Here is an 11,510-nt window from a genome sequence, read left to right as displayed (position 1 = left end):
TGTAGTTGACTTTTGCCATTGTTTTACCTTTTTGGGGTTGCGCAATGAATATAGTAGCTTATGCTACCCTCTTATTAAACTCCTGCATGGTCCAGGGCACAAGATGGGGGAATGCTAATGCGGGGCACAAGATGCCCGCGGGGTCGCTGACGCGCCCCCGCGAAATATTTTTCAAAAAATGCAGCGGGGGTATTGACAACCGTCCTGCGTTTGTGTATATTTGATAGTGAACAAATGTGTAGTAGTTGAGCGAAATGCCAGAAACTCGCCTTGGCTGTTGAAAATTGGCTTGCGCTTTTGTTCGGATTAATGTATTGAAGGCCCCTGTTTCTGTCAGCCGAGTCAAGGCCGATGTTCTAAGCGGAGTTTACAGTTTGAGAAAACTCGCTCTCCTTAGAAAGAAACATGGCTTCTAAATCTTATTTTGTCGTAAACATCATGGAGTATCTTTGTGATGCTCCCATGGAAGCTTGAGACCAACGAGTTGGAAGAAATTTCAGTATGTGCAAAATTTGCACATGCTGCCGCCGACGGCAAGACCTACGATATCTAGGCACATCAAGGGGGCTGGAAAGTGGCGAGTTGGACGCGGATTCAGTTGTTGCATTTTTTGCAACAGTTCGGGGTTTCAAAATTCTCTATTCTACGCATAATTTGCGTTAAATGAGTCCGCCAGGCGGATAGCCCCCGCAAAAACCCCTTTTTTTAGTGAAAAATCCCACTTTTGGCCGTTTTGTAAAGATTTTTTGAGCCTTCGCTCCCGAAAAAAGTTATTTTAAGCAGGACGGGACTCGTGTGGGCCCCGCGTCGCGGCGTGTGCCGCGGGTTTTTGTGTACACTGAACGGACTGTGGACGGTATGGGAAAGATTACTACAGACAAGCGCGCAGGCTTTACCCTCATGGAACTGATGGTCTATATCGCCATCGTGGGTATCGTCGTTATTGTCGCGGGCCAGGCGTTCAGCAATTCGACCAAGATGCGCGTCCGCACGCAGAGCATGCTCAAGGCCTCCGAGGTCGCCGAGAACGTGGCTGCGGTGTTCAAGCAGGACGTCGCGCAGACCGGCGCGAAGAGCTCGATGGAGGCGGGGACTACGGATGATGGCAATAACTTTGGTTCCGTTCACACGAGTGTCTATATGGATCCGGTGCCGGGTTCTTGTAGCAGCGCAGATTATTCTTCTTTCAGGGTTTCGGCAAGTAGCAACCAGAGTGATTTAACTATACGTCGCCTGCGTTACGATGCTAACGGATACTACGAGGCTACTGAGGAAGTTCGTTGGTATGTGGAAGACGCAAAGCTGAAACGCTCGTGCAAACTTGTTGAAAAGAGAACGGGTTTGACTCTTGCCGATGATGAACCTTGCGCGGATGTCGGTGGAACTCCTGAAGGTGTTGAAATGGCCGATGGTGTTGCGACTTTCGCTGTTGAAGCCGCTGAACCTGGTGTGTTGGAAGCGAATGAACAAGTGTTCCCGGCAGCGGATGCTGGTGGAGCGTTCAATTTCTTTCCGCGGACTGGCGATATGAAATATGTGGCTGTTACGACAGTCAATTCTCTGGGGGAGTTGGGAAAAGGCGGTACAAGTGTTACGATATCTGATTTTTTCACAAATTTCAAATCAGACGATGACTCTCCGGGTATTCTTGATGAGGGCAGTCGGAGGTTAAATCAGATTTTTGCAATGAAAAATAATACATTGGAAGGAACTCAAACATGGGCGACGGCATGTGAAAAGATAACTCTTGAAGCTAATCAGGAGTATGAGATTTCGTTCAATGTCGATTCTCCAAACGCTTATTCGGGAGATGCGAAAAATAGAAGCCTTTCATTCGTTCCGGGGGTGGATCATTTGTCGGTTGGGTTTAGAAGTGTGAGTACTGGGGATATCCCGAGGAAAGATGGCGTAAAATTGCTAGAGGATTTTCTTTTCTTTCCTCCTCTTGATGCTGATAAAGGCGGGGGAAAGCGCACAATGCGATTCTCTGTTCCGCAAAAAATTGAGAATGCCTGCATGGCGTTCACGTTTGCTTGTTATTCACCCTTGATTCATCAGGGAAAAATCACAATAAGTAACTTGAATTTGAAGAAAGTTGTCGGCACAAACTATGTGTTTAACGATGGCGGTTACGCTACCGAAACGCACAAAGCGGAAAAGAAGAACATAAAAGCTCTTCGGTTGAAACTGAAAATTTCACGGAACGGTGAAGGCGGCAGCGTAGATGTTGTTGTTCCTATGCCGAGCAACGGCCCCAGTGATTAGGAGGCGGAATATGAAGTTTGGAATTAGTAGCAAGAAAGCTGGTGTATCTCTTGTCACCGTGCTTCTCTTTATGCTTGTTGCGACTATTGCGGCGACTGCGACCTACAAGTGGCTTACCTCGGAAGGCCGTTCGTCGGGCTCGCGTATGCAAAAACAGATGGCGTATCAGAGTGCGGTGGCTGGTATTGAAAATGCCCGTGCTTGGATGACGTTCCATGCAAATGATGTAGGAGCACTTGTCAAACAGTACATGGATGGCAATTACGTTCCAATTAATCTTGATGCGAATCTCCGCTCGCTGCAGCGCCCGGGCCAGAACCATCATGTTTGGTTGGTTGGCGTGAATACTTCTGGGTCTACATACAAATTGAAGGTCCTTTCGTCGGGTGAAGCTAATGGTGGGGCAAAACATAGCGAAATAGCCATTTTTAACGTGAGCGGCTTGTACCAGGTTTCGCTTCCTGTACCTCAAACCACAAAGAAAAAAATCCCATTTGACTATGCGTATTTTGGTGGCAGTTATGATGGTGCTGGTTCCTTGACGATGACTTCTGCCATCGTGAATGGTAACTGGTATGGTAACCCGCAGGGGATTGAAAAGAAATTCGTTGTGACGGGAAATGCAGAACTAACCGGTAATAATGTTTCGATAGGCGAACTCGCTTGTGTTGGCGGAAATATGAGCCCCGAAAACAACGGTTTGATGGGCAAGGACCTTTATGTGGGGAAGAATTTTACGGGTAACATAAATGCGTCTGGGAATGCTTATTTTGAAGGAAATGTTAGCCCCAGTTCGGCGGGCCCGTTTGAAATTGGGGGACATGTCACGTTGAACGGTGACCTCCAGACTGTCCAGAGCGCAAAGCCTATGACCATTAAAGGAGATCTTTGCCTCGCCGAGGATGCCCATATTATATCGAGGGGGACGAATTATGTATTTAAAAGTGAAGGCAATGTGTGGATGCCGGGAACGCAAAATCTTTGGTATGGCTCTGTAAAGTACAGCGGCTGCTCCTGCGAAAGAGTGTGGTGTAACTGGATGGGCTGTCAGCCGAAGACTGTTGTTTCGTGTACGGGAAGTTCAAAAAAACAAGAGCCTAACGGCTGGTATGGATGGGGCGAGGCTACGTATACTTTGCTGAATTGTGCTGATACAAACTTGGTTTCTGATGGTGACCATTATGATAAGTATGAAACGATTATTTTAGGTGGGGCCGGTAAGACGGTCTACATGAAATCGGGATATCCCTGGAGTTCGTACAATTCCTTGGTTGAAAACAAGTTTACGGAAACTACAGATGAGATAATCAAGTGCAACGTCAAGCCCGGCGTTATGGCTCCGGATATGAATCATGCGTACTGTGACAATAACCATGAAGGTAAGGTTGGCCCGGCGGAACGTTGGAATGGTGCGCAATATTCTCCGTATCCGGAGAAAGCATCTAAGGAAAAACTGTATTATTCGTATTATCTTGAACCTGGCCATGATGATGTGACTCTTACATCCATTACTGACCCTTATTGGATATGGTGTAATAAATGGGAACACAATGCTTTTGGGTGGCAGTACTGTTCGGATGCCACAGAAGGTGTCGAAATGCTTGCGTATCATGTGGATGGTCAGCGCTTCTGGGATGGCTTTGAAAACCACGATCGCAAACGCCTTAATTACAAGGATGGGAAACCAACGGGGTCTCCCTACTGCACAAACCAGAATGGTGGCCCGGGACATGAACGAGACAAGTTCCGCCCGATTTGTGGCGTGACCCCCTGGTTTATGTCTAATGGAACCGTTACTAGGGATGAACCTTCTACCAAATTGGAATGTGCTAAGGCGGTAAAGGATAGTTGTAATGAAATCTGGGAAAAGAAACCTGGTTGCGATGGTTCTTCCTACAAAGTTGATGATGTACTGGTTACTGCCAAGACCATGTTTGAACCCTACGCGAACAAGGGTTGCGCAGCAAACATTACAAGATACAGCAATGATCTTGTAACAAAACTGAACGCGTGCTATCAGGAAAATACCACCGATGCAACCAAGAGAGAAAAGAATCTTTATAATGGCTACCTTGTGGTCAAAGTTTCTGGAGGAACAAACAGTACGAACCCCTCGGGAACTTTGGAAGGCAAGTTCATTATTATTGCGAAAGACGCTCTCTATACAAAGCTCCCTCAAACATCTGGCGATACAAGAGTCCTTCTTTACCTGGAGAAGGGCGCAAATACACTCAACGACGTGACTGTATCGAACTACTTTATTTATACCGAAGGGGATATTGGTTCGGGAAACCAGTTTAACCTGACTGGAACCATTTATGCGACTGCGGAATCCTGCGCGGGGCTTGGCAAGTTGCAGTCTTCTTCCATTACGTATAACCAGGAATTGGTTAACGCCTTGTCCGAGGCAGGCGTTATTTGCCCGAATGATGGTTCTGTTTGCGGTGGTACGGGCGGAACCGGCAGTGGCGGAGGCGATCCCTCGGGTTCCGGTTCTGGCGAAAGCACTGAAGAATCGACTGCAACAAATGGTACGGATGCTTACTATATCTCAATGGCACCTCAATTAGGCGTGACACTAGAATCGCAGTACGAAAATAACGAGACTCTTCCGTCTGGTAACAATCAGGCAAATCTCAATCCGTCGTTTATCGTGTTGCCTCGTGTCATTTATTTGCCGGGCGACCCGTTTGGTGAGCTGAATGATTACTACAATGTTGTTCCCCTGAATGGATCGACGTTGAAAAAGGCTGATGTTAGCGTGGGTTCTTGCGTTGGAGGTTCCGGAAGTCTTTCAACAACAGGGAAACTGTATTCGGGTGTGGCGCTTGCCAAGGGTATCTATACCTGTAATGCAAAGGCTAATGGCTATAGCGATGTGCCGTTCTGGGTAGTTGTTGGTGATAATCATCGTGGGTCGCTGCCGATAACTTTTGTCGATCCTGATCAGAAAATTTCTGCGGGTATGACAAAGGATGTCAATGTCGTGATTCCTCCGAATACTCCCGCGACAACATTGTACACAACCTGCCCGAGTGCTGACGAACATTGGAGCTATACGCTTGGTGCTTCTGGTACTAGGTCGGATGAATCATCAACCTGTTCGTTCCCGATACAGGGCGATCCTTCGACAAGTAAGATTGTAACCTTGTTCTCGGTAACGACCGACGCCTCTGCAACTCACGGTTCTATTACGTTCCAGTTGCTTTCTGGAGACGGATACCATATTGGCAGCCCTTACACCGCCACTGTTTATATGGCGAGTAGCGCGACCTTGAAGCGTGTTGATGTGACGGATAATGATATTGCTAAATATTGTGAATCGCATTCTAGCGTCTGTCCGCCCGAAGGTCAACGAGGTGATGCATCTTGGCCTTCTTGCAGTGTAGATGAAACCTGGGTGGAACCTTCCGGTATTACCTTCGGTACCGAAGAAAGAAATAATCGTTGGAATATTGTCGTTGGCGGTTCAGGGACGTTGCAGCTTGCTGGCAGGAACGTTGAAAACTGCGTCGTGATTATTCCCACGGAAGGCAATTCCTACGATATATCGGAAATCGCTGTGGATTCTGAAAAGGAATTGCGGGCGAGTATTAAGGCTCTCAAGAAGACTATTCGCTTGACGTTTGTTGGAGAAATATCCGGATATGATCCTGTGATATCAATTAATGTTGGTAACACAAGTTCCGAATGTAAGTATAGTACATCCGGTGATGATAAATCTTGTTATGTATCAGCCTTCAGTGGACAAACTGTATCGTTAACGGTTAGTCGTACATCGTATCCTAAATTCAATTATTGGAGTTGCTCGGGCGTTAGCTGCCCGGTAACCGAGGCTATTTCTAGTGAGACTTATCGCGAATTTACTATCAAAGATGACAATTCGGTTATCTACGCGCATTTTAATGAAAGCGATAAGCATTGCTTCTTTGAAGAATTTAAGTCTGGCGATGTGCGCTGCACCTCTGTTGATATGGAGTATTGCATAGATAAGTGTGGTGATGCAGATGATGCAACATGCGTTGGGGCAATTGATGCTACGGGCAAATATACCAAATCTAAATGGCACTTGATTTCGGGCGAGATGAGCAACATTGATGAGGTTGCTGGTAGCGTTTCCTTGCGCCGCCAGGGACGTGCTACGGTTCAACCTGTTACGGTGATGAGTACGGTGAATGCTGGTACGTATGGAACAATGAAGGCTTTGTTCCAGTTGCCAAAGGAAACTGCAAGCCATAACCGCAATACGCAAGAAATTTCAAAGTCTGGCTTCTTGCTGCATTCTAATGTATCGGGCGGAGAATACTTGATGTTGAACGTTTTTGCCGGACAAACAGGATACCTGACAGCGCAGTTGTGCTCCAATAGCGGTAAATGCTTGAATGGAGTCCTGGTTGATGACAACGACAATCCGGCGCTAGTTTATGCATCGAGCATGGTAATGATGTCTGCGACAATCAGTGTGGACGGGAAACTCTCATTGGCCGCGTTTACGGGGAATTATTATGGAACTCCGACGGAATATGGTTTTGTATTTGATTTGAACGACATTGGAACAAGCTATATGGATGTCGCCCACGAGTTTGTTGGATTCAGCTTGGCGGACCCGAACTTTAAACTGTATGGCATTGGCTGGAAGAGTGATACCTATTCGGCGGAATGTCATGATACGCCCCCGATAGTCAAGTGCTCGTTTGCTGCAGTCGCGACGAACGGAGCGATTCCTATTGAAAAGAAAGTGAAGCCATGGGTTGGTCATTCGGGTTGGTTTGATAGCCAAAGCTGCACTGATGCATATTACTATTATAATGGAAATGACCTTCGCAATTGTTCCAGTAATACCGATGCAGGGACTGAATGTGGCAGTGATAGCCTCATTTTTGATGAACCTGGTCTCGGTAACCATAATCATGGTTATACTGATAATGATAGTAAGAAGGAAATGAGAACGGTCAAAGCATCACTTACGTGTACTCCTAGTTCAACGGAGAAAGCGGCTTGGGCTTCTACTGTGGAACGTGCACATTGTGGCCCCTTTTGGACAGGAAAAATCAATAAGTGTGCAGATCATGTCGCTATTGACGATGCCAAGGACAAACCGCTGTCCGCTGGACAAGAAACGACTGTGACTTTGACAAGTCCAGCGAACCTTCGTGAAACAAGCCTTTCTATTGAGCTGGCTGAAGCGAATGGTGATCCTGCATCTGGTGTAGATGTTGAAATTTGGCTAATGAGCGAAAATGCCCTATGGGGTGCCCAGGGTTATGCGAGTAAATCGGTTGTCATGACTACCGGAAAAGCAAGTTTCAGTGTTGACGATGCAATGACGGTCGGTGCGGAGGGCTTTGACCCCGAACATGTAAAGCAGATTATCTTTAAAAATCGTGGAAGCTCTGCTCTCTTAGTCAAGAGTGTTGTCGCATCTTGTAAAAATGCCGTTGACATTTCGGAATGTACTGCTAACTATGCTGATGGAAAATGGACTGTACTGGTAGGTGTTCAGAATAAAGATAATATTGCATCGTATGGCGTGGAAGCGAAAGTTGATAACGCGACTGTATTTGATATTTCCAGGTTGCCTGCGGATGTGACGTGGAATGATCAGAAGGCTCAAATAGAGCAGGCTGACAATCCTTATGCAGAGTATCAGGGCAAGTCTTACAAGTTCTTTGCTTCTATTGTGAACAATACTGGTTCTACAGCTTCGAAGGAATGTTCTGTAACACCTTCGACGATAGGCTCAATTAACCGCTCTTGTGGTGTTACGGGCTCGCCGAAAAAACAGGGCGAAGGCATGCCGCAGTTTAATATAAACCTTGATGGCTGTCCCACGGGAGGTTGCCAGTACGAAGTGTATATTGGTGATGCCATGTTAGATGGATACCCGAAGAATGGCAGCGGGTCTATCAATGTGACTCCAAATGGCAACGGCAAGAATGGTGATGGAAGTGCTCCGACAAGTGCATCGTCTGCTGCCGCGGATTATGTTGTGGGGACTTACAAATATAAGGTAAAGAGCCCGGAGGGTGCATCGTATCCGTTTAATGAGTGTGAAGCAAGTTTTGAGATTACGGAAAAGAGCAGCGGCAATGAAAACGATGTCAGAACGGAATGTCGATTTGCCAATGCTTCTGTCAGTCAGCCTGGTGCAAATGCAAACTTCCGCGCATATATAAATAGTCACGGGTATAGTTTGTGTGATCGCCGATATAGGTTGATGAAGGGGGCGGATAGCATTGCTGTTGGCTCAACGGGATGTCAGGATGAATTATCCTTTGATATCTCAGGAGTGAATACAGCCAAGTCGGGTTCCTATACGTTGATGATAAAGGGCAAGGATGGCGACTATAAAACATCTTGTACGGTGGATTTGACGGTTGCATCGCCAAATATTACTTGCTCTTCAATAACGGAAGGAGGAGATGAAAAATTCAAGATTTCCGTTGGGCAGGCGTGTGCCAATAATGCTTGTCCTTGGAAACTTGTGAAAGACGATGATATGGAAAATCCAATTAGTAGTTCAAGCAATCTCAGTAATTCTGAATACAAGATTACGTATCCAAAGACAGGTTCTCACCCCACTCCAGGTGTGTACAAGTTATATCTTAATGGCGAAGCGGTATCCGATCAGTGTACAATAACCAAGGAAGCGCCTCGTCCAGATGTTACGTGCCCAAGTACAAAGAGAACATATTCGGTTAATAAGACGGAGACATTTTATGCTTCGTCCCTTGCCAATTGCGATAATGGCTGTGATTACGTGTTGCGACCTACTTCAGGAACGGCGTATGCTTCAACCCAGAATGGAACAGGAACCTACTCTTCCGCGACAACAGGTATTAGTTTCCCTACTCCCGCTTCTCCAGATGATGATGTGGAATACATATTCACTGTTTATGACAAGAGTAATCATGACATTTGGGACTCTTGCCATGGGTTGATGCAGTTTGTTGAAGGATCCACATGTAAGGCTGTTACATGGACTATAAACGGAGACAATTCGAACGATGCTAATTATCCTCCAACTCCGAATCTTCCATGGAAAAATACCAGTTGTGCGACTATTACAACCAATCGTATTTGTACGGGGCAAGTACAAATAAAGGCTCCACTTGCATGCGAAAATCATACGGGAAAATGGAATGGAGTGCCTTTCCAGTTACAAGGGAACGGTCCTCCTACTAAAGATTTCTCTACCAATCCTGCGCCAGCGTTTGTTAATAACTTAGAAATAGATGATTGTAATGAAATATCATTTGTTTATATGACGGGCTGTAAAACTGTAAGTGCCGCAACATCAGTGCCTTCGATTACTGGGTGCCCCTCTTCGTCTATTGTCTCAAAGCCAGGGAGGGATGTGTCCTTGCCGATGACAATATCGAATTGCGAGGTAGTTGGTGGATGTTCTTATACAATATCTGCTAGTGGCTATTCAGGAGCAAGTGGAACTATCTATGGAAGTAGTTTGCCGATTTTAAGTGGAGCATCGGTTGATAAAACAACTGTTACATATACTTTGTCGGTAAGCAATTCACAAGGTGATGCAACTACATGCACTTCCTTTAACGTGTACTATGATAGTGATGCTAGAGAAGTTGCTGATGCATCAGGTAATCAAGTGTTTGGTCCTGGAAAATACAAATTGTATTGTGCTGGACAATCGGGAACCAAGAATATGCAACCGCAGGACTGTAATGGAGGAACTGCTGGGAAGGCTTGGTTTAATCCAGCAATTACCTTCTACCATGATTATGGAGGATGCAATGGCCAAGCAACCGTTACATTCCCCATAGATTTGGATGTTCCGTCAGGAGGCTCTGTAAAATTGCATTGTTGGTAATTCTAAGGTATTAAACAATTAAGGCCCCCCGGACTCTCCGTCCGGGGCTTTTTGTTGATAAGGGGAGGGTAGGATATGCTAGGAGATCCTCGCCTGCGCGAGGATGACGATGGAGGGGACTTGGATGACGATGGTAAGGCGGGGAAGGCGAATGCAAAGATGCCCGCCTGCGCGGGCATGACAGCGGGAGGGGTGAGGATGACGAGGAAGGAGGATGGCGATGGTGGTTACTTATTCGCGAGTTCAGCCAGCATCGCCTTCGCCTCGGCAATCTTCTCCGGAGAAACGCCCAGTTTCTCGAAGACACTGATGGCGTTGGACTCTCCTTTTGCCTCGCCTGCATTGAAGAAATGCTCACCGAAGGTTTCGTAACCCTTGTTTGCAATGGCTTCCGGACTATCCATCTTGATTACCTCGCTCTTGTAGGGCCACTTCCAAAAGAAATACGAAAGCGACTGCTTGATAAAATCCTTCCCCTCATCGGTATTCTGCATCTTGAGCAGGTACTTCGCCGCCTCACGAAAGGACACGGAGAACTTCTCCATGTCCCAAATATACTTCATTGCGGTGAGCGCGACAAGGGTAATGGGCGAAAGAGCCTTCAATTCAGCATCGTCGATGGCGTGTCCCACATCCAAGAATTCCACCTTGAAAGGAAATCCGATGTCGTGATAATATTTGGGATAGTTCGGAAACCGAGTTTCGCTGAGTGGATCCCAGCCGTCCTCTCCGTTATAGACGATGAACGCCACCACAGGCACGTCCTTTCCGCGCTCCAGGAACAGGTGGTGATAATACTCCGAAATCTGGAGAAACACATTGTCCCTGTTGGTGGACTTGTGCTCGGCGATGATTCCCACGTAGAGTCCGGTGACGCCGCCATCCTTGAGATTCGCCTCGAAAACGAGGTCCGCGGAGCCTGCATGCTTGTCACTGGAAAGGTTTTCGCTCGATCCTCGCAAGCTTGCAAGGTCGATGGTGTCTAGGAATGCCTTGAGCGAGGGATTGTGACGCGAAAACAGCGTCAGGAGTTCCACCATGCGGGAGGGCTTCGCAAAGGCGAACCTAAAGTATCTGTCGTGAACGAAATTGCTCTTGTCATCTTTCACGGAGTCCACAATCACGTTGAATTCGTGAGCGATATCGCGAATATCCGACTTTACAAAGTTTTCATTTTTTGTCATTTTATTCTGTTTTATAGCGGGAACGCCCCCGCAAAGGCGGATAGAGTGACCCTATCTATACTATAAAACGATTTTGCGGCCAAAATGAGCCAAATAAATTTTGTTTACGTGCATTTTTTACATTGCGGAAACAAAAAGATCCCCGACCGAGTCGGGGATGACAATGGTGGTGGGGGGAGGATGACGATGGTAAGGCGGGGATGACGAGTGAAAGGATCCTC

At 46.7% G+C, this 11,510-nt stretch carries 3 protein-coding genes; 2 read left to right on the top strand and 1 reads right to left on the bottom strand.

Features of this window, described 5'->3' with window-relative positions:
- The first annotated feature begins 858 nt into the window (after window positions 1-858).
- Together BUB22_RS14410 and BUB22_RS14405 are read left to right on the top strand one after the other, a co-directional pair.
- A complete protein-coding gene (locus tag BUB22_RS14410; protein WP_073116237.1) occupies window positions 859-2,265 on the top strand; it encodes a prepilin-type N-terminal cleavage/methylation domain-containing protein in 1,407 nt (468 codons plus the stop codon).
- A gap of 10 nt (window positions 2,266-2,275) precedes the next feature.
- Complete coding sequence (locus tag BUB22_RS14405) at window positions 2,276-10,105, top strand: pilus assembly PilX family protein (protein ID WP_073116232.1); 7,830 nt, start codon at window positions 2,276-2,278, stop codon at window positions 10,103-10,105.
- Window positions 10,106-10,332: 227 nt separating this feature from the next.
- Here BUB22_RS14405 and BUB22_RS14400 read toward each other — a convergent pair whose 3' ends face one another.
- Complete coding sequence (locus tag BUB22_RS14400) at window positions 10,333-11,289, bottom strand: Rpn family recombination-promoting nuclease/putative transposase (RefSeq protein ID WP_073116230.1); 957 nt, start codon at window positions 11,287-11,289, stop codon at window positions 10,333-10,335.
- Window positions 11,290-11,510: the final 221 nt, after the last annotated feature.

The sequence above is a fragment of the Fibrobacter sp. UWCM genome, from assembly GCF_900129735.1.
Classification (GTDB): domain Bacteria; phylum Fibrobacterota; class Fibrobacteria; order Fibrobacterales; family Fibrobacteraceae; genus Fibrobacter.
The sequence above is the reverse complement of the archived record's forward strand: the minus strand, read 5'-3'. Positions and strand labels throughout refer to the sequence as shown.

Coding starts and splice junctions, on each gene's coding strand:
- BUB22_RS14400 (WP_073116230.1), bottom strand. CDS start 11,289: ATGACAAAAAATGAAAACTTTGTAAAGTCGGATATTCGCGATATCGCT.
- BUB22_RS14410 (WP_073116237.1), top strand. CDS start 859: ATGGGAAAGATTACTACAGACAAGCGCGCAGGCTTTACCCTCATGGAA.
- BUB22_RS14405 (WP_073116232.1), top strand. CDS start 2,276: ATGAAGTTTGGAATTAGTAGCAAGAAAGCTGGTGTATCTCTTGTCACC.